30 protein-coding genes and 1 pseudogene are annotated in these 26,407 nt (G+C 36.5%); 26 read left to right on the top strand and 5 right to left on the bottom strand.

Translation table 11 applies throughout. The features are described from left to right. The first annotated feature begins 2 nt into the window (after window positions 1-2). Window positions 3-560, top strand: coding sequence for an elongation factor P (gene efp / locus QRY57_RS20780; RefSeq protein ID WP_026589975.1), 558 nt, complete (start codon window positions 3-5; stop codon window positions 558-560). 37 nt (window positions 561-597) lie between these two features. On the opposite strand, the gene QRY57_RS20775 is transcribed toward efp, so the two are convergent. Both QRY57_RS20775 and QRY57_RS20770 read right to left on the bottom strand, forming a co-directional pair. Further along, window positions 598-909 carry a hypothetical protein gene (locus QRY57_RS20775; protein WP_286017915.1) on the bottom strand — a complete coding sequence of 104 codons (312 nt, stop codon included), beginning with the start codon at window positions 907-909 and terminating at the stop codon, window positions 598-600. A gap of 53 nt (window positions 910-962) precedes the next feature. Beyond that, a pseudogene (locus tag QRY57_RS20770) lies at window positions 963-1,509 on the bottom strand (GNAT family N-acetyltransferase). A 196-nt stretch (window positions 1,510-1,705) separates the two neighbouring features. On the opposite strand from QRY57_RS20770, the gene QRY57_RS20765 reads away from it, so the two are divergent. From QRY57_RS20765 to QRY57_RS20725, 9 genes are read left to right on the top strand one after another with little or no spacing between them, the layout of a single operon-like run. Next, complete coding sequence (locus tag QRY57_RS20765; protein WP_026589977.1) at window positions 1,706-1,987, top strand: YqhV family protein; 282 nt, start codon at window positions 1,706-1,708, stop codon at window positions 1,985-1,987. A gap of 27 nt (window positions 1,988-2,014) precedes the next feature. After that, entirely contained in the window at window positions 2,015-2,941 is a 927-nt protein-coding gene (gene spoIIIAA, locus QRY57_RS20760; RefSeq protein ID WP_286016002.1) for a stage III sporulation protein AA, read from the top strand. Then, window positions 2,935-3,450 (top strand): stage III sporulation protein SpoIIIAB, encoded by a 516-nt coding sequence (spoIIIAB, locus tag QRY57_RS20755; protein WP_090687459.1) that lies wholly within the window; start codon window positions 2,935-2,937, stop codon window positions 3,448-3,450. The genes spoIIIAA and spoIIIAB overlap by 7 nt, the downstream gene beginning before the upstream one ends. A 13-nt stretch (window positions 3,451-3,463) precedes the next feature. Then, complete coding sequence (gene spoIIIAC / locus QRY57_RS20750; RefSeq protein ID WP_000020914.1) at window positions 3,464-3,667, top strand: stage III sporulation protein AC; 204 nt, start codon at window positions 3,464-3,466, stop codon at window positions 3,665-3,667. 23 nt (window positions 3,668-3,690) lie between these two features. Then, complete coding sequence (spoIIIAD, locus tag QRY57_RS20745; protein WP_081810938.1) at window positions 3,691-4,074, top strand: stage III sporulation protein AD; 384 nt, start codon at window positions 3,691-3,693, stop codon at window positions 4,072-4,074. A 10-nt stretch (window positions 4,075-4,084) separates the two neighbouring features. Then, window positions 4,085-5,257: a stage III sporulation protein AE gene (gene spoIIIAE / locus QRY57_RS20740; RefSeq protein ID WP_026589981.1), complete on the top strand. Its 1,173-nt coding sequence runs from the start codon at window positions 4,085-4,087 to the stop codon at window positions 5,255-5,257. A gap of 12 nt (window positions 5,258-5,269) precedes the next feature. Beyond that, a complete protein-coding gene (gene spoIIIAF, locus QRY57_RS20735; RefSeq protein ID WP_286016001.1) occupies window positions 5,270-5,902 on the top strand; it encodes a stage III sporulation protein AF in 633 nt (210 codons plus the stop codon). Then, complete coding sequence (spoIIIAG, locus tag QRY57_RS20730) at window positions 5,892-6,557, top strand: stage III sporulation protein AG (RefSeq protein ID WP_286016000.1); 666 nt, start codon at window positions 5,892-5,894, stop codon at window positions 6,555-6,557. Before spoIIIAF ends, spoIIIAG begins: the two co-directional genes overlap by 11 nt. 12 nt (window positions 6,558-6,569) lie before the next feature. Further along, window positions 6,570-7,196 (top strand): SpoIIIAH-like family protein, encoded by a 627-nt coding sequence (locus tag QRY57_RS20725; protein ID WP_286015999.1) that lies wholly within the window; start codon window positions 6,570-6,572, stop codon window positions 7,194-7,196. A gap of 38 nt (window positions 7,197-7,234) precedes the next feature. Here the strand turns inward: QRY57_RS20725 and QRY57_RS20720 are convergent, their stop codons facing one another. Continuing rightward, entirely contained in the window at window positions 7,235-7,432 is a 198-nt protein-coding gene (locus QRY57_RS20720) for a DNA recombination protein RecO (protein ID WP_286015998.1), read from the bottom strand. A gap of 591 nt (window positions 7,433-8,023) precedes the next feature. Here QRY57_RS20720 and accB point away from each other — a divergent pair. The 14 genes from accB to spo0A all read left to right on the top strand — a co-directional run bounded on the left by accB (window position 8,024) and on the right by spo0A (window position 22,621). Next, window positions 8,024-8,512 carry an acetyl-CoA carboxylase biotin carboxyl carrier protein gene (accB, locus tag QRY57_RS20715; protein ID WP_026589985.1) on the top strand — a complete coding sequence of 163 codons (489 nt, stop codon included), beginning with the start codon at window positions 8,024-8,026 and terminating at the stop codon, window positions 8,510-8,512. A gap of 16 nt (window positions 8,513-8,528) precedes the next feature. Next, on the top strand, window positions 8,529-9,881 hold the full coding sequence (gene accC, locus QRY57_RS20710) for an acetyl-CoA carboxylase biotin carboxylase subunit (protein ID WP_026589986.1): 1,353 nt from the start codon (window positions 8,529-8,531) through the stop codon (window positions 9,879-9,881). Window positions 9,882-9,904: 23 nt separating this feature from the next. Then, complete coding sequence (locus tag QRY57_RS20705) at window positions 9,905-10,297, top strand: Asp23/Gls24 family envelope stress response protein (protein ID WP_026589987.1); 393 nt, start codon at window positions 9,905-9,907, stop codon at window positions 10,295-10,297. A 346-nt stretch (window positions 10,298-10,643) separates the two neighbouring features. Further along, window positions 10,644-11,036 carry a N utilization substance protein NusB gene (gene nusB, locus QRY57_RS20700; RefSeq protein ID WP_026589988.1) on the top strand — a complete coding sequence of 131 codons (393 nt, stop codon included), beginning with the start codon at window positions 10,644-10,646 and terminating at the stop codon, window positions 11,034-11,036. A 23-nt stretch (window positions 11,037-11,059) separates the two neighbouring features. Next, entirely contained in the window at window positions 11,060-11,920 is an 861-nt protein-coding gene (gene folD / locus QRY57_RS20695; RefSeq protein ID WP_208018203.1) for a bifunctional methylenetetrahydrofolate dehydrogenase/methenyltetrahydrofolate cyclohydrolase FolD, read from the top strand. 26 nt (window positions 11,921-11,946) lie between these two features. Next, window positions 11,947-13,305: an exodeoxyribonuclease VII large subunit gene (gene xseA, locus QRY57_RS20690; protein ID WP_286015997.1), complete on the top strand. Its 1,359-nt coding sequence runs from the start codon at window positions 11,947-11,949 to the stop codon at window positions 13,303-13,305. Then, window positions 13,295-13,525, top strand: a complete 231-nt coding sequence (xseB, locus tag QRY57_RS20685) for an exodeoxyribonuclease VII small subunit (protein WP_026589991.1) — start codon at window positions 13,295-13,297, stop codon at window positions 13,523-13,525. The genes xseA and xseB overlap by 11 nt, the downstream gene beginning before the upstream one ends. Further along, entirely contained in the window at window positions 13,525-14,418 is an 894-nt protein-coding gene (locus QRY57_RS20680; RefSeq protein WP_286015996.1) for a polyprenyl synthetase family protein, read from the top strand. The genes xseB and QRY57_RS20680 overlap by 1 nt, the downstream gene beginning before the upstream one ends. Window positions 14,419-14,783: 365 nt before the next feature. Further along, window positions 14,784-16,676 (top strand): 1-deoxy-D-xylulose-5-phosphate synthase, encoded by a 1,893-nt coding sequence (gene dxs / locus QRY57_RS20675; RefSeq protein ID WP_026589993.1) that lies wholly within the window; start codon window positions 14,784-14,786, stop codon window positions 16,674-16,676. 3 nt (window positions 16,677-16,679) lie between these two features. Beyond that, window positions 16,680-17,519 (top strand): TlyA family RNA methyltransferase, encoded by an 840-nt coding sequence (locus tag QRY57_RS20670; RefSeq protein WP_208018206.1) that lies wholly within the window; start codon window positions 16,680-16,682, stop codon window positions 17,517-17,519. Between the two features lie 142 nt (window positions 17,520-17,661). After that, window positions 17,662-18,111 (top strand): arginine repressor ArgR, encoded by a 450-nt coding sequence (argR, locus tag QRY57_RS20665; RefSeq protein WP_017150893.1) that lies wholly within the window; start codon window positions 17,662-17,664, stop codon window positions 18,109-18,111. A gap of 263 nt (window positions 18,112-18,374) precedes the next feature. Continuing rightward, on the top strand, window positions 18,375-20,114 hold the full coding sequence (recN, locus tag QRY57_RS20660) for a DNA repair protein RecN (RefSeq protein ID WP_286015995.1): 1,740 nt from the start codon (window positions 18,375-18,377) through the stop codon (window positions 20,112-20,114). A 117-nt stretch (window positions 20,115-20,231) separates the two neighbouring features. Then, a complete protein-coding gene (gene spoIVB / locus QRY57_RS20655) occupies window positions 20,232-21,533 on the top strand; it encodes a SpoIVB peptidase (RefSeq protein WP_026589996.1) in 1,302 nt (433 codons plus the stop codon). A 293-nt stretch (window positions 21,534-21,826) separates the two neighbouring features. Next, window positions 21,827-22,621, top strand: coding sequence for a sporulation transcription factor Spo0A (gene spo0A, locus QRY57_RS20650; protein ID WP_026589997.1), 795 nt, complete (start codon window positions 21,827-21,829; stop codon window positions 22,619-22,621). 322 nt (window positions 22,622-22,943) lie between these two features. On the opposite strand, the gene QRY57_RS20645 is transcribed toward spo0A, so the two are convergent. After that, window positions 22,944-23,090, bottom strand: coding sequence for a YycC family protein (locus QRY57_RS20645; RefSeq protein WP_286015994.1), 147 nt, complete (start codon window positions 23,088-23,090; stop codon window positions 22,944-22,946). A 50-nt stretch (window positions 23,091-23,140) separates the two neighbouring features. Here QRY57_RS20645 and QRY57_RS20640 point away from each other — a divergent pair, with 50 nt between their 5' ends. Further along, window positions 23,141-23,869, top strand: a complete 729-nt coding sequence (locus tag QRY57_RS20640; protein ID WP_286015993.1) for a glycerophosphodiester phosphodiesterase — start codon at window positions 23,141-23,143, stop codon at window positions 23,867-23,869. A 38-nt stretch (window positions 23,870-23,907) separates the two neighbouring features. Here QRY57_RS20640 and QRY57_RS20635 read toward each other — a convergent pair whose 3' ends face one another. Then, the gene (locus QRY57_RS20635; RefSeq protein ID WP_026589999.1) at window positions 23,908-24,141 is read right to left on the bottom strand and encodes a DUF2627 domain-containing protein; all 234 of its coding nucleotides are present in this window, start codon (window positions 24,139-24,141) and stop codon (window positions 23,908-23,910) included. Between the two features lie 138 nt (window positions 24,142-24,279). On the opposite strand from QRY57_RS20635, the gene QRY57_RS20630 reads away from it, so the two are divergent. Next, window positions 24,280-26,352, top strand: coding sequence for a sigma-54 interaction domain-containing protein (locus tag QRY57_RS20630; RefSeq protein ID WP_090687446.1), 2,073 nt, complete (start codon window positions 24,280-24,282; stop codon window positions 26,350-26,352). Window positions 26,353-26,407: the final 55 nt, after the last annotated feature.

Raw genomic sequence — 26,407 nt, 5'->3', positions numbered from 1 at the left:
GCATGATTTCAGTAAATGATTTTCGTACAGGTTTAACAATTTCAGTGGACAATGGCCTTTGGCAAGTTCTAGATTTCCAACACGTAAAGCCAGGTAAAGGTGCTGCATTCGTTCGTTCTAAATTACGTAACCTTCGCACAGGTTCTGTTCAAGAAAAAACATTCCGTGCAGGTGAAAAAGTAGAAAAAGCACATATCGAAAACCGTCGTATGCAATACTTATACGCGAGCGGTGAGTCTCACGTATTCATGGATAACGGAACTTATGAGCAAATCGAACTTGGTGAAACTCAAATCGAGCGCGAGCTAAAATTCTTAAAAGAAAATATGGAAGTAGCTATTATGACATACCAAGGCGAAGTACTTGGGGTTGAACTTCCGAATACTGTAGAGTTAAAAGTTGTTGAAACAGAGCCAGGTATTAAAGGTGACACAGCTTCTAACGTAACAAAACCAGCTACATTAGAAACTGGTCTTGTTGTACAAGTACCAATCTTCATTAACGAAGGCGAAATGCTGATCATCAACACAGGTGAAGGTAAATACGTTTCTCGTGCATAGTTAGAAAAAGCACTCGTGATGATCACGGGTGCTTTTTCTATATGAAATAAGGTAAGTAATAAATAACGCTTATAATAAGGCTAATCACTACAAGAATGGATGTTCCGAATGTGAAAGGATTCCAATTGATCTGAAATGACCTTATTTCTCCTGTCTCTACGCCAGTCAATCCCTTATATACTGCGTGATCCATATTCGCATTGCGGTTCATATTTAAAGTAGTGAGCCAAGAAACTCCAAATATACTCAGACTACTTAGGAAGAATACCTCCATAAATGACCAATCTACTATTTTAGAAAATAAAAAAATACCGATTACTTCCAATATAATTATGTAAAGAGCACGCATAAGGTTCATTTTAATCACCTCTCTATTTTTAAAAAGTAACTTCCTTATCAGCATCAATCATTTTGTTGTAACCACCTTAAAAATTTTTTTCGAGATACGGCATGTAGTACACAAGGAACTTTTGTTTCTTTTTCTAATAAAGCGTGTTCCTTTGGGAATTGCTCCTCCATATGTAATGAAATATAAGGTAACTTTTCCTACGCTTTTAAAGAACGAACATTCGCCGTTTTTGCACCGGAAAATACATATATAAGATCTAATTCTTCAAATGCAATTTTAAATATTTCTTTTTTAGCAGCCTCATTGTAACCTTGCCCCCAATAAGGATAACCGAGCCAACTACCAATATGAGATATCTTTTTTTGGTGATCAATATGTTTGAGAGAAGTAATGCCAATTATTTCTTTTTTTCATTGATAATTATTCTGGATAGAGATTTCCCTTTTCGTTCTTCTTTCATTGCAAAACGAATAAATGCTTTTGTATCCTCGGGGGTATCTACATTTATTCCTAGGGGTCCTTCACATGTGCATCACCTGATAAAGTAAAAAGGATCTCTGCATATTGTAAATCCAGTGGTACTAATGTTACGTGTTGCATTCCCCCTCCCTCCTTCTTGCATTTAGTATAACATAAGTAGATGTGAATATTCGGAATTTTATGGAATTTAATACAGAAAATATGTTTTTACTTCTGAAATAGACAACCTCTGCATATGGTTGTACAAATATGATCTTTCAGCCTAAAGATTTTGTCAGCTATTTGTAAAGGAATTGTTAGGAGAGAGGGTGGGAGAATGAAACAGTGGCTGGCGGCAATGGAAACATCCGTGCTTGTCATGGGTTTGCTTCGGTTGTTTTCAGGTAGCGCGGAAATATTCGCCGCTTTGCTTATGCTCTATGTGAATGATGCAAAAAAAGCATTGTTTATAAATGGTATGTTGGCATTTGTTGGACCGACTGTATTAATTTTAACGATGTCAATTGGAATTGCGAGCGTTGCGAGTGAGATTTCTTTTTTAAAGCTTTTTTTTCTCGCTCTTGGAATAGGCTGCATTTTTATTGCGGTGTTGAAATAGTAAGTCAAGTATGGTGGGGAGAATTCTATGAAAGAAGTATTAGAGGTTTTACCAAAAACGATGAGACAGTTCATTGAGGGCTGTGAACAATATAGCAAGTTAGAAGAAATCCGAGTTCGAATCGGAAGGCCACTTGAGTGTATTGCACATGGAGATGTGTTCTTTTCTGACTATATTGTTACAGCAGAGGATGCTATCTACTTGTTGAATAAGCTGAGTCAATATTCCATTTATACGATGGAAGAGGAGTTGAAGCGCGGATATGTTACCTTGCGCGGTGGACACAGAATTGGCTTAGCTGGAAAAGTAATTACTGAGAAAAGTGCAGTGAAAATGATTCGGGATGTGTCGTCATTTAATATTCGGATTGCACGTCAAAAAATTGGAATTGCTGAGCCGCTTCTGCCCTATTTGTATGATACACGTTGGCTAAATACGATGGTAATTGGGCCGCCACAAACAGGGAAAACGACACTTCTAAGGGATGTTGCACGTTGTATGAGCCAAGGGGTTCGTTCTCATGAAATTCCATCTTGTAAAGTTGGGATTGTTGATGAGCGTTCGGAAATTGCCGGATGTGTAAAAGGGATTCCGCAATATGAATTTGGTCCGCGTGTTGATGTATTGGATGCATGCCCGAAAGCAGAAGGAATGATGATGATGATTCGTTCCATGAGCCCGGATATATTAATAGTGGATGAAATTGGGCGTATAGAAGATAGTGAAGCAATTATGGAGGCGGTCCATGCAGGTGTTCAGCTTTTTATAAGTGCTCACGGATTTTCTTTTGATGATGTAATGAAAAGGCCATCTTTAAAGGGTGTGATGGAACTTGGTGTGTTTGATCGCTTTATTGAACTATCGAAAGCAAAGGGGCCTGGAACAGTTGCTCAAGTAAAGGATAAAGATGGAAAACCGGTTCAAAAACGAGGGAAGGTTCAAAGTGTATGGTAAAAATCTTTGGTGCGGTGTTAATTGTAGCGGTTACCACTTTTTTTGGTTTATCGTACGCTAAGAGGTATAGTGAACGCCCACGTCAACTTAGGCTTTTAAAGGCAGCACTGCAATCGCTAGAAGCTGAAATCATGTATGGACATACGCCTTTATCAGAAGCGGCAGAGCGTTTAGTTAAACAAATGCCCAAGCCTTTAAATTGGATATTTCAAAGTTTTTCAAAGCGATTAGATAGCGGTGAGCAAACAGTTAGAGATGCTTGGCTTGATAGTTTGCAAGAAAATTGGAAACTCACTGCATTTAAACAAACTGAATATGAGATTTTACAACAATTTGGTGAAACATTAGGACAGCATGACCGTGAATCGCAGCAAAAACATATTCGCTTATGTATTACACATTTAGAAAGAGAAGAAGGTGAAGCGAAAGCGCTACAACTTCAATATGAAAAGATGATAAAGAGTTTGGGTGTATTAGCAGGGCTACTTATCGTAATTTTACTGCTATAGGGGGGGAAGGGCGATGTCCATCGATGTTGGATTAATATTTCAAATCGCCGGAATCGGCATTGTTTTAGCTTTCATTCATACAGTACTAAAAGAGTTAAAGCGGGAGGATATTGCAAACTGGGTGATTCTTGTCGGTTTTGTCGTTATTTTATTTCATGTTGCATTTTTAATTAATACTTTGTTTGACAAGATTAAAAGTGTCTTTCTTTTCCAGTAAAGGGGGCGGTTCGAATCGAAATCTTGCAAATTGTCGGATTGGGCCTCGTTGCGACATTTTTAGCAGCTGTGCTAAATCAACATAAATCTAGTATTACTTCTTTATTTATTGTGTTCATTGCGAGTGTAATGTTTCTGCTACTAATTGATCAAATTCATTCCATTTTAAAAATGATTGAGAGAGTTGCAAGTGAGGCGAAAGTGAGCAATGTCTATGTAGAGACGCTGCTGAAGATTATTGGAATTGCCTACATCGCCGAGTTTGGAGCACAAATTACAAAAGATGCTGGTCAAGGTGCAATCGCATCAAAAATTGAACTAGCGGGAAAAATTTTAATTCTTGTTATGGCGATTCCGATTTTAACGGTTGTCATTGAAACCATTCTCGGTTTCTTACCTACCGGATAAGGAGGAGTGAATGTTGCGAAGGCTTGGAAAAAAGCTGCTGTTTGCTTGCTTCCTTTTCTTTTCTTTACCAATTGTTGTACAAGCTTCTCCTATAGAAAAAAACGTCGTAGATCAGCAATTGGATAAGCTTGGGATAGAAGATGTGAAGCAGTATTGGGACGGGCTTGTCACGAAATATGGAGGCTATTTACCAGAAAGCCAAAAGGGAAGCTTTATGGAATTTGTAAAGGGCGAAAAGGAATTTTCGATAAAAGAATGGATGACAGGGCTATTAAAATATTTATTTCATGAGCTTATTGCAAATGGAAAGCTGCTTGGAACGCTTATTATGCTCACAATTTTTAGTGCATTATTACAGTCGTTACAATCCGCTTTTTCAAAGAGTAGTGTGAGTAAAATTGCAGATGCAGTTGTATACATGGTACTAATTATTTTTGCTTTAAATAGTTTTTATGTAGTAATGACATATGCGCGAGAAACGATTCAAACGATGGTAGATTTCATATTGGCGCTACTTCCTATTCTTTTAGCGCTCATAGCGACAGGAGGCGGGGTTGTATCGGTATCATTCTTCCATCCGATTATCATTTTTTTAATGAATACAAGTGGGCTACTTATGAACTATATTGTACTTCCACTTTTATTACTCGCGACCATTTTAAGCATTGTAAGTACAATGAGTGATCAATATAAAGTTACGAAATTGTCCAAGCTCTTGCAAAATGTAAGTGTGGGGATCATTGGTATCTTTCTAACAATTTTTCTAGGGGTATTATCTGTGCAAGGGACAGCAACAGCAGTTGCTGATGGCATTGCTGTTAAAACTGCGAAGTTTGTAACAGGGAACTTTATTCCAGTGGTAGGGCGGATGTTCACAGAAGCGGCAGATACGGTTATTAGTGCTTCTGGATTGTTAAAGAATACGGTAGGGATTATTGGGCTTATTATTTTATGTTTAATTGCAGCTTTTCCAGCCATTCAAATCTTTTGTATTGCATTTATTTATAAATTTGCTGCAGCGGTACTACAGCCGGTTGGTGGAGGGGCTATTATTAAATGTTTAGACATTATTGGGAAAAGTATTATTTATGTATTTGCCTGTTTATCTATCGTATCTTTTATGTTTTTTTTAAGCATTACCATCATTATTGCTGCGGGGAACATTACTCTCATGATGCGATAGGAGGTGACAGATATGCAATTTATTACAGAGTGGATTCGAAATATTATCGTATTTTTACTCTTAGCGACAATGCTTCATCTTATCCTTCCTAACTCGAATTTGCAAAAGTATGTCAAGTTTGTTGTGGGTCTATTGTTAGTTGTATTGATCTTAACGCCGCTATTTAAATTATTGCAAACAGATGTAAATGAAGTGATTACAAATTTTAATCAAGAAAAATACGTAGCAGATGGATCAATAAAAAATTCAATTGACACAAAGAAAAAAGAAATACAAGCCCTCACACGTGCATATAGTTTAGAAGAGATGGCTGTCAAAATGAAAAAAGAAGTTGGGAAAGAATTTGAGAAAAAGTATGGCGTGACAGTGTCTGAAATAAAAGTAATCGCAGCAGAAACGAAAGAAGAAGTAAAAACAGCAAAGGATATTCAATCTGTTATTGTGACATTAAAAGAAATGGAGCCGAAAAAAAGCGATGCAATTGAAACAGTAAAACCAGTTGAAATTAATACGAAAGAACCACGAGAAACTTCGGAAGAAACAAACATAGAAATGAAAGAGTTTTTTTCAAGCAGGTGGCAACTAGAGGGTAAACAAATCCAAGTTCAAATGGAAGGGAGGACAGGTAGAGTAAATGGACAATAAAGATAAAAATTCGAAATTCTCATTTTTTCGCAACTTATTAAAAGGGGACGAAAAAGACGATAAGGAGAAGGGGAAAAAGGTAACACCGAAGTTTTTACTTGTCCTACTTATACTTGGAATGTTGCTTATGTTTTCTAGTAATTTTTTTCAACCTAAAAAAGAAGAAGTACCTGTGTTTAAAGAAAAGACAAGTCAAGAGACCGAAAAAGATGTACCGACCTTTGGGCAAAAAAAGAGCGATAATATGTCAGCTGTAGAAAAATATGAAAAAGCGTATGAACAAGAATTGAAAACGGCATTAGAAGATATAACAGGGGTTAAAGATGTGTCTATTGAAGTGAATTTGGATTCATCTGAAGAAAAAATACTAGAAAAAAATATTGTAAAACGATCACAAACAACAGGTGAAACAGATAAAACTGGAGGTAAAAGGCAAGTTGAAGATGAATCTACTGATGAAAAAACAGTGATTATACGCGAAGGTGATAAAGAAACTCCAATTGTACTACGAACAGAGAAACCGAAAGTGCGAGGCGTTCTTGTTGTAGCAAAAGGAGTGGATAATATACAAATTAAAGCGATGGTGAAGGAAGCGGTGACACGTATGCTTGATGTGCCATCACACCGCGTTGCGGTACTACCAAAAAAGAGTTAGGGAGGAAATAAAGTGTTAAAAAAACAAACAGTTTGGTTATTAACAATGCTAAGTTTAGTTGTTGTGTTATCTGTTTATTATGTAACAACGCCTGAGAAGATGAACACTGCAACACCAACAGCGGGTGAAAAGGTTGGACAAGAAAAGCAAGGTGTTGAAAAAGAAGTGACGAAAGAAGCAACAAAAGAAACATCCAATAAAGAAACAGATAAAAAAGAGGATGGTAAAAAAGAGACAAGTAAAAAAGAAACAAATAAAAAAGAAAGCAATGTATCAGTACAATCAAGTGATGAGAATTTTACAGCCTTACGTATGCAATTAGAGGATCAGCGTAGTGCACAAAAAGAAAAATTGCAAGATGTTATGAAATCAGAAAAATCTTCCGCTGAAGAAATAAGTAAAGCAAAAGATGAATTAAACGCAATCGATAAGATGCAGACAAAAGAAGGTTTGCTTGAAACAGTTATTAAATCACAAGGCGGTTATAATGATGCGCTAGTAAGAGCAGATGGAAATGATATTAAAGTAACAGTAAAAGCTGCAAAGCATTCTCAGAAAGAAGCGAATAAGATTATCCAACTTGTTCGAGCTGAGGCGGGATTAAAAGATGTAGGTGTCAAGTTTGACCCAGTTAAATAAAATGTATGATATATCAATAGCAAGAATAATAGAAAAAGCTATCGCTTTCGATAGCTTTTTTCTATGTCACCTTTTTGTGTTGTTTCAATCTTTTCTATAGGAAAAGGAGAAATGCGCTGCGAGTAAAAAATTAAAGGTTCGTGGTAATGATGATTACTATTTCCATATTTTACATGAGTGAAGACGACGATGAGCCATATCAATACAGCTGGAACGAACAAGATGAGCCATATCATATTTCTGCACCTCACTACAAGATATTTTACTTTGAATATACTATTCGTATATGAAGGAAGGATGAACGGCTTGTAAATAAAAAAATAATATTTGGTAAAAATATGTATTGATAAATCAACAAATGCAGGGGTACATAAAAATGAAAAAGAAACCTTTTTTGAGGGAGAAAATTCTTCTGTGCATAGAAGCGATCAGGTCCTTCTTTGTTCCTCGTAGTAGCGATTTATATGTTGGAGAATCAAAATGTATTAGTAGAAATATGCTTTGTATTTCGTAGTTTTAATAAAGAAAAAACATGTTTTTTCTGAAGTGGTCTTGCCAATTTTGAGTGAAACTTGGTATTATTACTAGGTAATAAATCATTTCGTGAAATAATATTCTTACAGGAGTTTCGATTTATTGTAAAGAAATATAAAGTTGGAATGTTGAAAATATTTATCGTAAAATGAGAATAACAAATATTTTTATCTAGTAAGTGTCATAGGAATAAGCTTTCTAGTAGAATCATCGTATTTTTACAACCGAAACAGTTTTATATATGTTGGTAGCTGTAAAAACGAGACAAACAAGTGTATGGGAGTGGATTTTACATGTTTAAAATTCAAGAAGTTCGTGAACTAATTAAATTAATTGATAGCTCTAACATTGATGAATTTGAATACAAAAAAGATGGCACGACAATTAAAATGAAAAAGCGCGGTAATGAAGTGGTTTCTGTGCAAACTGCTCCAGTTATGAAGCAAGCGCTACAAACACAGGCTGTAGAAATTGAAACTGCGGTAGCGGCGGCGCAAGTAGAAGCACCGAAGCAGGAAGAGAAGAAAGCCGTTCAAGATGAGAATTTACATAAAATCGTATCACCGATGGTAGGTACATTCTATGCTTCTTCTTCTCCTGATACACCTCCGTATGTAAGTGTTGGAGATCGTGTTTCAGAAGGGACAGTCGTTTGCATTGTTGAAGCGATGAAACTTTTTAATGAAATTGAAGCAGAGGTAAATGGAGAAATTGTTGAAATTCTTGTCAACAATGGACAACTTGTTGAATATGGACAACCGCTATTTCTTGTAAAAGCGTAATAAGGGAGTCTTTGTGATGATAAAAAAAGTATTGATAGCTAATCGTGGGGAAATTGCTGTACGAATTATTCGTGCTTGTAAAGAGATGAATATTGAAACAGTTGCTATTTATTCAGAGGCGGACAAAGAATCACTTCATGTGAAAATTGCAGATGAAGCGTATTGTGTTGGGCCAACGGTATCAAAAGAAAGCTATTTAAATTTGACGAATATTATAAGCGTTGCAAAATTAACAGGTTGTGATGCAATTCACCCTGGTTATGGATTTTTAGCTGAAAATGCTGATTTTGCAGAACTATGCCGTGAATGTAATTTGATTTTTATCGGACCTAGCCCCGAAGCAATTTCAAAAATGGGTACAAAAGACGTTGCTCGTGATACAATGAAAGAAGCAGGAGTTCCAATTGTACCGGGTTCACAAGGAATTATAAAAAACATAGAAGAAGCGATCGAGCTTGCAAAGCAAATTGGATATCCCGTTATTATTAAAGCAACTGCAGGTGGCGGTGGAAAAGGTATTCGCGTTGCGCGTCATGAAGAGGAGCTTGTAAAGGGGATTCAAATTACACAGCAAGAAGCTAGTACCGCTTTTGGGAACCCTGGTGTATACTTAGAAAAGTACGTTGAAGATTTCCGCCATGTTGAGATTCAAATAATGGCAGATGCACATGGCAATGCGATTCATTTAGGAGAGCGTGATTGTACAATTCAGCGCCGTTTGCAAAAATTATTAGAAGAAAGCCCTTCTCCTGCTCTTGATGCGAATATTCGCGAGAAAATGGGTGAAGCAGCGGTAAAAGCAGCGGTAGCGGTTGATTATACAGGTGCTGGTACGGTTGAGTTTATTTATGAATATAAAACGAAAAGCTTTTATTTTATGGAAATGAACACACGAATTCAAGTAGAACATCCGGTTACAGAGATGGTAACAGGGATGGACTTAATTAAAGAACAAATTCGTGTTGCTTCAGGAGAAAAGCTATCGCTACAGCAAGAAGAAGTACAATTTAGTGGATGGGCAATTGAATGTCGAATTAATGCGGAAAATCCTGCCAAAAACTTTATGCCATCTCCAGGGAAAGTAGAAATGTACTTACCACCAGGAGGATTTGGTATTCGCGTCGATTCAGCTGTTTATCCTGGTTATTCAATTCCACCTTTTTATGATTCGATGATTGCGAAATTAATTGTTCACGGAAAAACACGTGAAGAAGCAATTGCAAAAATGAAACGAGCGCTTAGTGAATTTGTCATTGAAGGCGTACATACGACAATCCCATTCCATTTACAATTGCTAGATCATCCTGATTTTATAAAAGGGGAATTTAATACGAAATTTTTGGAAGAGCATGAACTTGTGACGCAGTGATACATTTAAAGGAGGTTTTTTTCATGGCTGAACATATGTTAGATATGGGTCAAGATACAACCCTTGGAAAAGTAGAAATTGCACCAGAAGTAATTGAGGTAATTGCAGGTATTGCAGCTGCTGAAGTAGATGGAGTAGCCGCAATGCGCGGTAACTTTGCTACAGATGTTGTTGAAAAGTTAGGAAAGAAAAATCATGGTAAAGGCGTAAAGGTTGAATTAGTAAACGAAGATATTATTGTTGACGTTTATGTTGTTATGTATTTTGGTGTAGCAATTCCAGTTGTTGCACAAAAAATTCAAGATAATATTCGTCAAGCGCTCTTTACAATGACGGGTCTTGAGCCAAAAGAAGTGAATGTTCACATTGTTGGTGTAACATTCGAAACGCAAAAAACAGAAATCGAGCCAGTGTAAAAATGAAAAGGTGCCTCGTCAAAAAGGCACCTTTTTTTCTTGTTTCATTTCTTCACACACAAAACCCTCTAATTATTATACTATTTCAAAAATAGAAAAAATAAGTAAGAAATGATGCGTTTTTTAAAAAAACGTACATTGTGATATGATATGGAACTTGAAGTTAATCTTTTTATTATTTTTCAGCCTTATAACTCGTGTATGAAACGATAAATTGTGGTATTATCATTGTATTATAAAGTTGAAAAATCAATGAAAACTGTAAGGGTAAGTAAATTGACGGCTTATAAATTATAATAATATAACAAAACATAAGGAAAGACTTGAAGTATAAAGGAGAGTTACAATGAAACGTAGGACGGCTAGAGAAAGAGCCATGCAAGCATTATATCAAATGGATATTACTGGTGAATTAGAGCCGAAAGTAGCGGTGGAAAATACGCTAGAAGAAGGCGAAGAAACAAACGAGTTTTTAGAATCACTTGTTGTTGGTTTTGTAGAACATAAAGAAGCGATTGATGAAGCAATTCGTCAAAATTTAAAGAAGTGGAAATTAGAACGTATTAGTATTGTGGATCGCAGTATTTTACGTCTAGCTGTGTATGAAATGAAGTACATGGAAGAAATTCCGCATAATGTAACAATTAACGAGGCAATTGAGATTGCCAAAACATTTGGGGATGAGGAATCTCGTCGTTTTATAAACGGCGTTTTATCTAATATAAAAGACACACTGTAATTTCTTTAAGGGGGAATCTTAAAATGGTAGCAGTAATCATCAAAGGCAATGAAGTTGCGGAGAAAAAACGAGCACAATTAAAAGAAGAAGTTGTGAAGTTGAAAGAACAAGGGATTGTACCAGGATTAGCTGTTATTTTAGTTGGAGAAGATCCAGCGTCTCGTTCCTATGTAAAAGGAAAAGAAAAGGGCTGTGAACAAGTTGGAATTTATTCAGAGCTAATTGAGTTTCCAGATACAATTACAGAAGAGCGTTTGTTAGCTGAAATCGATCGCTTAAATGAAGATGACCGTATTAATGGAATATTAGTGCAACTACCTTTACCGAAACATATTGAAGAAAAAGCTATCATTGAAAGAATCTCACCTGAAAAGGATGTAGATGGATTCCATCCAATCTGCGTTGGTCGTATGATGACAGGCCAAGATACATTTCTTCCATGTACACCGCATGGTATTGTTGAATTAGTAAAAGAAACAAATCTTGATATTACAGGAAAACATGTTGTTGTAATTGGAAGAAGTAATATTGTTGGAAAACCAGTGGGACAGTTATTTTTAAATGAAAATGCGACTGTAACATATTGTCACTCCAAAACGAAAAATATAAAAGAATTATCAAAGTTAGCGGATATTTTAATTGTAGCTGTTGGAAGACCAAAAATGGTAACTGCTGACTATATAAAAGAAGGCGCAGTTGTAATTGATGTTGGTGTTAATCGTCTAGAGACAGGAAAACTATGCGGTGATGTTGACTTTGATAATGTACTGGATATCGCAGGCTATATTACACCAGTACCAAAAGGAGTCGGTCCAATGACAATTACAATGCTTCTTCATAATACAGTTGAATCTGCAAAACGTGCAGGGGTTGTTTGTAAATAATTTGAATCGGCTATGAGGAGAGAGAGATGGAAAAGCAATATTTAACCGTTACAGCATTAACACGCTATATAAAAACAAAAATAGAGTATGACCCGCATTTACAGTCTGTTTGGTTAAAAGGAGAAATTTCAAACTTTAAATATCATAGCCGTGGCCATATGTATTTCACATTAAAGGATGAAAATGCAAGGATAGCAGCGGTTATGTTTGCGGGGCATAATCGTAATATAAAGTTTAGACCAGAAGATGGAATGAAGGTACTTGTAAAAGGGAAAATCTCTGTCTATGAAGCAAGTGGTTCATATCAAATTTATGTTAATGACATGCAGCCTGATGGAGTTGGTAATCTTCATTTAGCTTATGAACAATTAAAGGTAAGACTAGAGGAAGAAGGGTTGTTTTCACAAGTATATAAACAGCCAATTCCTGCATATGCAAAAACAATTGGTGTCATCACATCACCAACGGGAGCAGCGATTCGTGATATTATAACAACGATTAAACGTCGTTATCCAATTGGCAATGTGATTGTATTTCCTGTACTTGTACAAGGGGAGTTTGCGGCTCCTTCAATTGTACAAGCGATTCAAACAGCGAACGATATGCGGGAGATAGATGTATTAATTGTCGGGCGTGGAGGCGGCTCTATTGAAGAGCTATGGGCCTTTAATGAAGAAATGGTTGCACGGGCGATTTTTACAAGTGAAATTCCAATCATCTCAGCAGTTGGACATGAAACAGACTTTACAATTGCAGATTTTGTAGCAGATTTACGTGCACCAACTCCAACAGCAGCAGCAGAACTTGCAGTACCTAATATACTTGAATTACAAGAGAAAGTGTTACAACGAACCCTTCGTCTGCAAAGAGCAATGCGAGAAACGTTACATAAAAAGCAAGAACAGTTGCAAATACTTCAAAAATCGTATGCGTTTCGTTATCCAAAGCAAGTGTATGAACAAAAAGAAGAACAGTTAGATCGCACTCTTGAGCAGCTTATTTTAGCCAAAGAACGTTATATAGAGAAAAAGATAAATCAGTTAAAACAACTTTCATTTTATTTGGAGAAGCATCATCCCTCTCAAAAGATTTTACAAACAAAGACAAGAATACAAACATTGCAGAAGCAATTACAACGCGAAATGCAAACATTACTGCAAACGAAAGAATTTGCATTTATGGGGGCGGCTCAAAAACTAGAAGCATTAAGTCCGCTGAAAGTAATGATGAGAGGTTATGGACTTGTGTATAGCGAGAAAAAGCAAGTGTTAAAAAGTGTGAAAGATGTCGGTCTTGGTGACGTTGTTTCAGTACAATTACAAGATGGTGTTTTAGATTGTAACGTATCGGGCGTAGAGGAGCGTGAATTAAACAATGGAAAATAAATTAAGCTTTGAAGAAGCAATTTCTCAGCTTGAACATCTCGTTTCTAAGCTCGAACAAGGTGATGTTCCTTTAGAAGAGGCAATCTCATATTTTAAAGAAGGTATGGAGTTGTCTAAGCTATGTGATGAGAAGTTGAAAGATGTACAAGAACAAATGGCGGTTATCCTGGGAGAAGATGGAGAACTTAGCCCATTTACGGCTGTAGGAGATGAAGCATAGTGGCATATGTAGCTTTTGATGCTTTTGTGAAAGAAAGTAAAACTTTCGTCGAGGGGCAGCTTGTACGCTATGCAAATCAATTACAATGTCCAAATGTACTTCGTGAAGCGATGACATACTCATTGGAAGCGGGTGGAAAACGTCTTCGTCCGTTACTTTTATTTGCAACGTTGCAAGCTTTTGGAAAAGAAAGAGAACTGGGCATAGGAGCAGCTTGTGCTCTTGAAATGATTCATACGTATTCGTTAATTCATGATGATTTACCATGTATGGATGACGATGATTTAAGACGAGGAAAACCAACAAATCATAAAGTGTTTGGTGAAGCGATGGCTGTTTTAGCAGGAGATGGCTTATTAACATATGCTTTCCAAGTAGTGTCAGCGTATGATCATCAAGATGTTTCTGCAGAAACAAAACTAAGGCTTGCGCTTGAACTTGCCAAAGCAGCTGGACCAGAAGGAATGGTTGCCGGACAGGTAGCGGATATGGAGGCGGAAGGAAAGCAACTGTTGCTTAGAGAATTAGAATATATTCATAGGCATAAAACAGGGCGTTTATTAGAGTATGCTGTACTTGCGGGAGCTATACTTGCAGGAGCAACTAGAGAGCAAGAAGAAAAACTACTTGCATTTGCAAAATATATCGGTCTGGCTTTTCAAATTCGCGATGATATTTTAGATGTAGAAGGAACAGAAGAAGAGATTGGAAAACCAATAGGTAGTGATGTTTCCAATGAAAAAAGTACATATACTACGTTGTTTACGATAGATGAAGCAAAATGTATCTTAGAAGAAACAATTGCTAAAGCGAAAGATACGATAGCATCTTTACGATTACAAGATGAATATTTATTATCCATTTGTGATTTAATAGCAAAGCGTAATAACTAATATAGAAGCGTTTTCATTTGTTGAGTCATTCTTCATTTTGTGGTATAAATGTAGAAAAAGGTTTTTCTTTTTTTGTTATTGGCAAAAATATATTTAGATTACGTTGCCGTTATCACTTTGTGTTAGCGGCTCTTTTTTCATCGTATAGAGAAGCTGCAATCAATAATCCTTTGAATCGAATCACTTCTTAATAGAAAGGGATAATTCACTTTCTTAGAAGGTAGAGAAGGATGGAAAATTGTTTGCTAAAGTAGGGTAGAATAGAGTGTAATAGGAAAACCAGTAAAGAATTTCTTGTGTTGTACAAATATTTTTTATAATATTTGACATGTTGACAGATTATGAAACGAAAGTGAGTGATCCATGTGGATCTAACGCAAATTCAAAACCCTAGTTTTTTGAAAGATATGTCTATCAGCGAACTAGAGGCACTGAGTGAGGATATTCGGAAGTTTTTAATTGAAGAGCTTTCTCAAACAGGTGGACATATTGCTCCTAACTTAGGTGTAGTAGAACTCACAATTGCTCTGCATAAATTATTTGATAGTCCAAACGATAAATTTTTATGGGATGTAGGACATCAATCCTATGTGCATAAAATTTTAACAGGGCGTGCAAAAGAGTTTGGTACATTAAGACAATATAAAGGTCTATGTGGTTTCCCAAAACGTTGCGAGAGTGAGCATGATGTATGGGAAACAGGCCATAGTTCAACTTCATTATCTGCTGCGATGGGAATGGCTCTGGCGCGCGATTTAAAGAAAACGAAAGAATGTGTTATACCAATCATAGGGGATGGCGCTTTAACGGGCGGAATGGCTTTAGAAGCGTTAAACCATATCGGACATGAAAAAACAGATATGATTGTTATTCTTAATGATAATGAAATGTCGATTGCGCCGAATGTTGGTGCACTTCATAATGTACTTGGTCGCTTACGTACCGCTGGGAAATACCAGTGGGTGAAAGATGAACTCGAGTATTTACTTAAGAAGATTCCAGCAGTTGGCGGGAAGGTTGCAGCAACGGCAGAAAAAGTAAAAGATAGCTTAAAATATTTACTTGTATCAGGTGTCTTTTTTGAAGAGTTAGGGTTTACATATTTAGGTCCTGTTGACGGGCATAGTTATGAAAACTTGTTTGAAACGCTTCAATATGCAAAGAAAACAAAAGGGCCAGTGCTTGTTCATGTCATTACGAAAAAAGGAAAAGGTTATAAACCTGCCGAGAGTGATGTCATTGGGACTTGGCATGGAACAGGGCCATATAAAATTGAATCGGGAGATTTTGTGAAACCGAAGGAAGTTGCACCAGCATGGAGTTCTGTTGTAAGTGATACGGTTCATAAGCTTGCAAGAACGGATGAGCGTATCGTTGCGATTACACCAGCGATGCCAGTTGGTTCTAAGCTTGAAAAGTTTCATAAAGAGTTTCCAAATCGTATGATTGATGTTGGAATTGCTGAGCAACATGCAACAACGATGGCCGCTGGGATGGCAACGCAAGGAATGAAGCCGTTCTTAGCAATATATTCAACTTTCTTACAGCGTGCATATGACCAAGTTGTTCATGATATATGTCGTCAAAATTTAAATGTCTTTATTGGAATTGACCGTGCAGGACTAGTTGGGGCAGATGGTGAAACGCATCAAGGTGTATTTGATATCGCATTTTTACGTCATTTACCGAACTTGGTACTCATGATGCCGAAAGATGAAAATGAAGGTCAGCATTTAGTATATACAGCGATGCAATATGAAGATGGTCCAATTGCTCTGCGTTATCCTCGTGGAAATGGACTTGGAGTTCAAATGGATGAAGAATTCAAAGCGATTCCAATTGGTACATGGGAAACATTAAAAGAAGGTACGCAAGCAGCAATTTTAACATTTGGTACAACGATTCCAATGGCAATGGAAGCAGCGGAGCGTCTTGAAAAAGCTGGAGTTTCAGTGAAAGTTGTGAATGCTCGTTTTATTAAGCCAATGGATGAAACGTATTTACATGAACTCTTAGGAAAAAATATGCCGATTTTAACAATTGAAGAGGCTTGTTTAATCGGTGGATTTGGTACAGGTGTAGCAGAATTTGCTACTGAGCATGGATATCATAGTGCTTTAATTGAACGAATGGGTATTCCAGATTATTTCATTGAACACGGTAGTGTTACAAAGCTGTTAGAAGAAATTGGTTTAACGACAGATGCTGTTGTGGACCGTATTCATACAATGATTCCATCAAAACAAAAAAGGGCGTAACAAATGAGTGTAAAAAAAGAAAGAGTAGATGTACTATTAGTAGAACGAGGGCTTATAGAAACACGCGAAAAGGCAAAACGCGCTGTTATGGCAGGACTAGTATATGCAAATGAAATGAGACTCGATAAGCCAGGGGAAAAAATACCACAAGATACACCGATTACGGTAAAAGGACAAGTCATGCCATATGTGAGCCGTGGCGGTTATAAGTTAGAGAAGGCATTAGAGACTTTTCACCTTGATTTACAAGATAAAATTATGTTAGATATTGGTTCATCAACTGGTGGCTTTACAGATTGTGCGCTGCAAAACGGTGCGAAGTTATCTTACGCTTTAGATGTAGGGTACAATCAACTCGCTTGGAAGCTTCGTCAAGATGAGCGAGTTGTTGTCATGGAACGAACGAATTTTCGTTATGTAACACCGACCGATTTAGAGCGTGGATTACCGCAATTTGCTAGCATTGATGTTTCATTTATATCATTAAAATTAATTTTGCCAGTCTTAAAAACAATATTGACTCCAAATGGTGATGTTGCGGCTTTAATTAAACCACAATTTGAAGCCGGAAGAGAGCAGGTTGGGAAGAAAGGTATTGTTCGCGATCGTAAAGTTCATGAAGCTGTCGTAGAAATGATCATTGATTTCGCAATAAAAGAAGGATATGATGTTGAAAATTTAACATTCTCTCCAATTACGGGTGGAGACGGGAATATTGAGTTTTTAATTCATTTAACGTGGCATGGTGAGCGTGAGAGTGGTGAAAATCATTCCCTAGTTTCTGTAGAGCAAGTTGTAACAGCAGCTCATGAGGTCTTAAAACAAAAAGGGAAAGAGGAATAACGATTGTTGTTCCTCTTTTTGTTGGAATTGTATAATGATTGTAAAAACAATTATGTACAAGTAAACGATTATAAGTTAACATAAATAAGTGAAGTATACCAATGTTTAAACTATGGTAAGAGATAGTGTGAGGTGCAAATGTATGAATAAAGGTCAGCGCCATATTAAAATTAGAGAAATTATCGCGAATAAAGAAATCGAAACGCAAGATGAACTAGTTGATATTTTACGTAATGAAGGCTTTAATGTAACGCAAGCAACTGTGTCACGTGACATTAAAGAGTTGCACTTAGTGAAAGTGCCATTACATGATGGTCGCTATAAATATAGCTTGCCAGCAGATCAACGATTCAATCCGTTGCAAAAATTAAAACGTAATCTCGTCGATTCGTTTGTAAAGTTAGACACAGCAGGACATATGCTTGTGTTAAAAACATTACCTGGTAACGCGCACGCGCTCGGAGCACTTATTGATCATTTAGAATGGGATGAGATTATCGGAACCATTTGTGGTGACGATACTTGCTTAATCATTTGTCGTACGCCTGAAGATACAGGTTTTGTATCAGATCGTTTCTTAAATATGCTGTAAAGAAAGAATCTTGTTTATTTTTTGCTTTAAGCAAAAAGTAAACAAGATATTTTTTTGTTATGGGAAAAATAGATAAATGTAAAGTGGAATATAGTGTTTGTTAGAATGAAGTTAGGGAATCGATGGATTGACCCGTAAAACAAATGTTTGGTACAATGGAGCGGGCTAGAAGAGTAAATGATACATGTAATAACTACTTGAGCGAAAAGTGCTCAGCGGAAGCCCTTAGTAGAGGATTAGTTTATAACGAGGTGAATGGAGCATTGTTATCGGAATTATCGATTAGAAACTTTGCTATTATTGAGTCATTAAATATTTCTTTTCAAAAAGGTTTAACAGTTTTGAGTGGTGAAACAGGTGCCGGTAAATCAATTATTATTGATGCAATTAGCTTACTTGTTGGTGGCCGTGGTTCAGCAGAGTTTGTTAGGTACGGAACAGAGAAAGCTGAAATCGAAGGTTTATTTTATATAGAGGATGACAAGCATCCATGTATTGCGAAAGCTGAAGAGCTAGATATTGAAATTGAAGATGGAATGATCATTTTAAAACGGGATATTGCTGCGAACGGGAAAAGTGTATGTCGTGTAAATGGTAAGCTTGTTACATTGAGTATATTAAAAGAGATTGGGAAAACACTTGTCGATATTCATGGACAACATGAAACACAAGATTTGATGAATGAGGAACGTCATTTGTTTATGCTCGATCATTTTGATGGGGATCGTATCGTGAACCAATTAGAAATATATCAAGGTGTATACGCTGAGTATGAGCAGTTGAAGAGGCATCTCAAATCTCTAACAGAGAATGAACAACAGATGGCACATCGATTAGATTTAATTCAATTCCAGCATGAAGAAATTCGTAAAGCAGATTTGAAGGTTGATGAAGAACATGAATTGACGGAAGAGAGATTAAAAATCTCCAATTTCGAAAAAATTTATAAAGCGCTTGGTGATGCATACCGTTCATTAAGTGAAGATGGCGGTGGGCTCGATCATGTACGAAATGCAATGGGACAAATGGAAAGTATTACACACCTAGATGAGGCATATCAAGAGAATCATGATTCGATTGCTAATAGTTATTACTTGTTAGAAGAGGTTGCCTATCAGCTTCGGGAAAAGTTAGATATGATGGAATATGATCCGAATCGCTTAGATGAAATTGAAACACGTTTAAATGAAATTCGTATGTTAAAGAGAAAGTATGGAAATACTGTAGAAGAGATTTTGGCGTATGCTGATAAAATAGAACAAGAAATTTTTACAATTGAAAATAAAGATATACATATTGAAACGACGAAAAAGAAATTAAAAGAAGTAGAAAATGTAGTTTTAAAGGAAGCAACGATGTTGAGTGATATGCGTCATCAGCTGGCAGATCACCTTACGAACGCAATCCACCAAGAATTAAAAGAACTCTATATGGAAAAAACGAAATTTGAAGTGAGGATTGCGAAAAGGGAAGGAAGTATTGATGATCCGCTTGTAGACGGGATACCAGTGAAATGTACGATGGATGGATATGATCATGTGGAATTTTATATTTCAACAAATCCAGGTGAACCATTAAAACAACTTTCAAAAGTAGCTTCTGGTGGAGAATTATCCCGTATTATTTTAGCTTTGAAAAGTATTTTTTCTAAGCACCAAGGTGTTGCATCTGTCATTTTTGATGAAGTAGATACGGGAGTGAGTGGCCGGGTAGCACAAGCGATCGCGGAAAAAATTTATCGTGTATCTGTAAACTCACAAGTACTTTGTATTACGCACTTACCTCAAGTAGCATCGATGGCGGATTCACATTTATTTATCCGTAAACAAGTTGCAAATGATCGGACGATTACATCAGTTGCTGTATTAAGTACAGAGGATAAGGTAACGGAGATCGCTCGAATGATTTCTGGCGTGGAAATTACCGATTTAACGACGGAACATGCTAAAGAGTTACTTATGCAAGCACATCGTTTTAAACAGACAGCAGAGGCTATCCAATAATGGATAGCTTTTTTGCTCAAATGATGATTTCTTAATTCTTCCGGTTATAAACAGAGCGTTGCAAGGAGAAATTAAAAGATGAAGTCGTTAGGCTGAATGTGGGTAGGAGCGAGGAGAGTGAACAAATTGAAATTAGAGCAATTTCGAAAAATAATAGGTCTTTGTCTCCTTGTTTCATTAGTTTTTATCGGATGTTTTAAACCGCTTCGTACGTTTATTTCATCCCCAAAGCAACTTGTTATTTTTGAGGGACAACAATCAGAAATAACATCATTTCCAGTTTTCCAGGCTTCATCGACAAATCATAGTGTTTTTACAGTGAGTTCAAATAAAGAACAGAAATCCGGACTTGTGGTAAATTCGCATCAAACTGGTGAAGCGGATATGGTTTTTCAACTTGCTGGTTTTCCAGTGAAAAAAGTAAATGTTAAAGTATTGAAAGATTTTAAAGTGATTCCAGGCGGCCAATCAATTGGAGTAAAATTGAATACAAAAGGTGTACTTGTTGTTGGGCATCATTTAATTCAAACAGAGAGAGGTAAAGTATCACCTGGAGAAGTGGCTGGTGTACAAGTTGGGGATATGATTACTGAAATTAATGGAAAAACAATTGAAAAAATGAGTGATGTGGCACCTTTTATCCATGACAGTGGACAAACAGGTGAACCGATTAATCTTGTTTTATTACGAGATGGTAAGTATATTCGTACAAAACTAACACCAGAAAAAGGTAATGGTGAGTCGTCTTACCGAATTGGTTTATATATTCGTGATTCAGCTGCTGGTATTGGAACAATGACGTTTGTTCATCCGGATTCCATGAAATATGGAGCACTTGGGCATGTTATTTCTGATAATGATACGAAAAAACCAATTCAAGTAGAAGACGGACAGATTGTTCGTTCGACAGTTACTTCTATCGAACGCGGTAGTCATGGAAATCCAGGAGAAAAATTAGCAAGGTTTTCACCGGATCGTGAAGTAATTGGTAATATTACAACAAATAGTCCGTTTGGTATTTTTGGTAAATTAAATACAGGCATAAAAAATGGCATAATGGATGAGGCGATGCCAATTGCTTTATCTCATCAAGTGAAAGAAGGACCGGCAAAAATATTAACAGTTATCGATCAAGACAAAGTAGAGGCATTTGATATCGAAATCGTAAGCACGGTACCACAAAAGTTCCCAGCGACAAAAGGAATGGTTGTAAAAGTTACAGATAAACGTTTGTTGGCCAAAACAGGTGGTATTGTTCAAGGGATGAGTGGTAGCCCAATTGTTCAAAATGGAAAAATGATTGGTGCTGTTACACATGTATTTGTGAATGATCCGACTTCGGGGTATGGTGTTCATATTGAATGGATGTTACATGAAGCAGGAATTAATATTTATGAGCAAGAGAAAAAAGCAAGCTGACTAACATCAGTTTGCTTTTTTTTTTTTTTTTGAGAAATTCATTGAAATTTTGTAAAAGCTCCGCAAGAGCTGCTTTTTGTTGTAAAATAAAACAAAAGAGTGAACGTTTCGTTGTAAACCTATGATGGAATGTGTAAAGAAAGAAAATAAATGAACGATAAACATATTTTTTTGTGATTTTATCGGAAATTAAGAAACTTTAAAAGGGAAATTTCACACAATTGTCGAACAATTCATGTAGCCTAGAAGCTTACACATGTCGGGAGAATCGATTCGGTAAGGGAGGAAAAGCTGTGGAGAAAATTAAAGTGTGTCTTGTGGATGATAATAAGGAACTAGTATCAATGTTAGAAAGTTATGTTGCTGCCCAAGATGATATGGAAGTAATTGGGATCGCTTATAATGGTCAAGAGTGTTTAAATTTACTGAAAGAGAAACAACCAGATGTACTCGTTTTGGATATTATTATGCCGCATTTAGATGGTTTAGCGGTATTAGAGAAAATGCGGCATATTGAACGACTAAGGCAGCCGAATGTTATTATGTTAACAGCATTTGGACAAGAGGATGTAACGAAAAAAGCAGTTGATTTAGGTGCTTCTTATTTTATCTTAAAGCCATTTGATATGGAAAATTTAACGAGCCATATTCGTCAAGTAAGCGGTAAAACGAATACTACAATTAAACGTCCACTACCATCTTTCCGATCTGCAACAACAGTAGATGGAAAACCGAAGAATCTAGATGCGAGTATTACCAGCATTATTCATGAAATTGGTGTACCAGCTCATATTAAAGGATACATGTATTTGCGAGAGGCGATCTCTATGGTATATAACGATATCGAGCTTCTTGGCTCTATTACGAAAGTTTTATACCCGGATATTGCAAAAAAATATAATACGACAGCAAGTCGTGTAGAACGCGCAATCCGCCATGCAATTGAAGTGGCGTGGAGTCGTGGGAATATTGATTCAATCTCGTCCTTATTTGGTTATACTGTATCGATGTCAAAAGCAAAACCTACGAATTCAGAATTTATCGCGATGGTAGCAGATAAGTTAAGGCTTGAACATAAGGCTAGCTAAGGATAGACATAGCAAAGGATTTTTTGTACTTATTGATAATGTAATATAGCAAACACCGTCTTTTATTGGCTTGTAAATCAAACTAATGAAAGGCGGTGTTTTTTGATTGCATTTGAATTAGAGTTTGATAAGTTGAAGAGTGTATATCTTTTGTGTTTGAGGAGTTAAAAAACGTTATAAACAGTGAGTTCTCGTATTTTAGTCTATATGATTAAAAGTAGGGTGAGTTACAACGGTATTTGTTGAATAATTCTCACATGATATAATCGAATGAGAAAAATACAGTGTATTATAATAAAAAGCCCTGCAAAACAGGACTATATTATTCTTCATCTTTATTTTGTTTTTCTAATTCAACTAACTTTTGAATTAAAATATGCTGTGGCATATGCATAATTTGTTCAAGTGGAACACCTAGAGCTTTTGATAGGCGAATTGCAGTGTCTGGAGAAATTTGTAATGGTCTCATAGAAGTACCTCCTTTTTCGTATAGTATAGCATAAGATTGGGGGAGAGAGGATGACTCTTGTATTTGCTCACAGAGGTGCAACGGGGACGTATCCAGAAAATACAATGATTTCGTTTGAAGCTGCGGAATCATTTCGAGCAGATGGTATTGAATTGGATGTACAGTTTACAAAAGACAAAAAAATCGTTGTTATTCATGATGAAACGGTCAATCGTACAACGAACGGTAAGGGTGCTGTTCGAAATTATTTATATGAAGATTTACGGAAGTTAGATGCCAGTTACAAGTTTTCTGAAAAAGTAGGGTTCTGCAAAATTCCTTTACTGGAGGAAGTGCTAGAATGGCTACAATCTAATTCATTGTTGCTTAACATTGAATTAAAAAATAATAAAATTCCATATCATGGTTTAGAAGAAGAGGTTATAACACTTGTACGAAAGTTTGCCTTAGAAGATCGAATCATTTTCTCTTCTTTTAATCATTACAGTATGAAGATGTGTCATATGATGGCCCCGGATATTCAAACGGCTATTTTATATCGGGAAGGTTTACATAGTCCGTGGGCGTATGCGCAAAAAATGGGTGCTACTGCTATTCATCCGAATTATCGTTACCTTCCTGATGCGATTGCTGAATTAACAATGGAATGTGGAGTTGATGTTCGTCCGTATACGATAAATGATGAGACGGTCATGCGTAAATATTTTGATATGAATATATCAGCAATTATTACTGATTATCCAGAAACTGCTAGAGTACTATTGCAAGTGAAAAAATGAGACCCTTAATGAAAGAAGGTCTCATTTTTTATGTTTACTTATCTTCGAAAACGGGCTTGAACTTTATTTCGCTTACGATCGCGGTATAATACGAAGCCGCCAAAGATATAAAAACCGATTGCAAAGCAGAATACACCTATTAAAAATTGCAACCACAATACAGGAATGGGAGATAAAAGGATACCGAATACAGTATCTCTCATTAGTTTTATCCCTAGCACTGCTAATGAAATGGGAATAAGTGCTAAGAGAAGAGCGAAGTAACGCTGCATAGGTAATGCTCCTTTTCAGATAATTTTGTATATATTAAATGATGTTATATAAAAAGGGGGTTTGTCAAGAGGAGGCTGAACGAGTAAGATAAGGGTGTGCAAAATTTTGCAGAGATACTTCGAGGGGAAGTGTAATGTGTGAAACAAAAAGTGTTAATTATTGGAGCGGGCGAAGGTGGAAGTACGATTTTGAGCTTGCTACAGAGTTCAAATATATTTGAGATTATAGGGATGATTGATATAAATCCAAAGGCGAAAGGATTGCAACTTGCAAAAGAACGACATATTGCAATTGGAACGAATATAGAGCCCTTTTTGGCAACTGATATTGATGTGATGTTTGATATGACAGGGGATTATCAATTACATAAAGTTCTTTTAGAAAGCAAACGAGAAAACACCCTTTTGATACCAGGAGATATTGCGAAGATTGTTACGAGGTTGGCACATGAGAAGGAAGAGCTAATTGAAAAATTAAAAGAACAAACGCAGCAAGGGAATTTAATTTTAAATTCCACTCATGATGGAATGATCGTGATTGATTCAGAAGGGTATGTAAAATTATTTAATAAAAGTGCAGAACGTATAACAGGTTATAAGTCCGGGGAAGCGGTAGGGAAATACATTTTCGAAGTAATCCCGACTAGTAAATTACTTCGCATTATACGAACGAAACAAATAGAAGTGAATCATGAATTGACATTAGGGAATGGAAAGAAGATTATTACAACGCGTATTCCTATTTTGAAAGAAGACGGAGAGGTTCAAGGGGCATTTGCAATTTTTAAAGATATTACAGAAGTTGTAGACTTGGCGGAAGAGGTTACAGATTTAAAAGAAATTCAAACATTATTAGAAGCGATCATTCATTCGTCTGAGGAAGCGATTTCTGTTGTAGATGAGAAGGGGAGAGGTCTTGTAATTAATCCTGCTTATACAAAATTAACCGGTCTAAACGAGGATGACATTATTGGGAAACCGGCGACGACTGATATTGTAGAAGGCGAGAGTATGCATATGAAAGTACTTCGGACGCGTAGAGCTGTTCGGGGGATACATATGAAGATTGGACAGAAAAAACGAGATGTAGTTGTAAATGTGGCACCGGTTATTGTTGATGGTATATTGAAGGGCAGCGTTGGTGTTATTCGTGATGTGTCAGAAATTCAAAAGTTAACGCATGAATTAAATCGGGCAAGACAAATTATTCGAACGCTCGAAGCAAAATATTCTTTTGAGGATATTGTGGGGACGTCTGATGAAACGATGGCCGCAATTGAACAAGCAAAACTTGGAGCGAATACACCGGCAACTGTATTGCTCCGAGGGGAGTCAGGAACTGGAAAAGAGTTATTTGCGCATGCTATTCATAATGGGAGTAATCGGAAGTACAATAAATTTGTGCGTGTGAACTGTGCTGCTATTTCAGAAACGCTATTAGAAAGTGAACTTTTTGGTTATGAAGAAGGAGCATTTTCTGGTGCGAGAAGAGGCGGTAAACGTGGCTTTTTTGAAGAAGCGAACAATGGGAGTATTTTTTTAGATGAGATTGGAGAAGTTTCTGCAAGTACACAAGCGAAATTACTGCGTGTTTTACAGGAGAAAGAGATTGTGAAGGTGGGAGGGACAAAACCGATTCCTATTAATGTTCGGGTTATTGCAGCCACACATGTAAATTTAGAAAAAGCAATTTTGGAAGGTGAGTTTCGAGAAGACTTATATTATCGCTTAAATAAAATTCCGATCCAAATTCCTTCTCTTCGTCAGCGGAAGGAAGATATTCCTGTTATATCAGAACGATTGATTCAAAAAATTAACCAAGATTATGGCCGTAATGTAGAAGGGTTAACAGAAGCGGCTATTGAATATTTGCAATCGTATGATTGGCCTGGGAATGTGAGAGAGCTTGAAAATATTTTGGGACGGGCCATTATTTTTATGAACTATAATGAAATGTATATTGAGGTGCATCATTTACCTTCTTTGCATAAGGGAGATCAAGTGGAGGTAAAGGGGACTAGTTTGCTACCTAAATTAGAAGAAAGGTCTCTTGAACACTTAGTAACAGAATTTGAAGGGAATATTATACATGAATATTTAGAGGAATTTGAAGGGAATAAAACAAAGACGGCAAAAGCGTTAGGAATTTCAGTTCGAAATTTATATTATAAGTTAGAAAAGTATGACCATGCAAAAAATAGCATGCAATAAATTGCGTACCATGCAATTTATTGCATGGTATATAAAAAACGACATTTTAAGACAG

Origin of the sequence: Bacillus arachidis (assembly GCF_030285945.1) — a bacterium.
Taxonomy (GTDB): domain Bacteria; phylum Bacillota; class Bacilli; order Bacillales; family Bacillaceae_G; genus Bacillus_A; species Bacillus_A arachidis.
This window is presented reverse-complemented; position numbering and strand designations above follow the sequence as displayed.